Origin of the sequence: Anaerotignum faecicola (assembly GCA_024460105.1) — a bacterium.
Lineage (GTDB): Bacteria > Bacillota > Clostridia > Lachnospirales > Anaerotignaceae > JANFXS01.
This window is the reverse complement of sequence record JANFXS010000463.1, coordinates 1-408: the sequence shown is the minus strand read 5'-3', so window position 1 is coordinate 408 and position 408 is coordinate 1. Positions and strand designations below refer to the sequence as shown.

Annotated in this window: 1 protein-coding gene; it reads left to right on the top strand. The window is 47.3% G+C overall.

The window, feature by feature from the left end; all coding sequences use genetic code 11:
* Window positions 1-57: 57 nt before the first annotated feature.
* A partial coding sequence (locus NE664_14885; protein ID MCQ4727921.1) for a PrgI family protein occupies window positions 58-408 on the top strand: 351 nt, incomplete at its 3' end.

Sequence of the window (408 nt, the reverse complement as noted above, 5' to 3'; positions counted from 1 at the left end):
CGGCAGTCTCGCCAAATCAGTCTTTCAGGCACACTAAAACGGAAGGAGGTTTCTACATTGGCTTATGTACCCGTACCCAAGGACTTAACAAAAGTCAAAACAAAGGTCATGTTCAATCTGACCAAGCGGCAGCTTATCTGCTTCACGGGCGGAGCGCTTATTGGCGTACCGCTTTTCTTTTTGCTCAGAAAACCTACCGGAAACAGTGTAGCGGCTATGTGTATGATGCTGGTTATGCTGCCCTTCTTTATGCTGGCTATGTACGAAAAGCATGGACAGCCTCTGGAAAAGATCGTGGGCAACATTCTCAAAGTAGCTGTGATCCGTCCAAAGCAGCGACCTTACCAGACCAACAACTTTTATGCCGTATTAAAGCGGCAGGAAATGCTCGATAAGGAGGTGTATGAC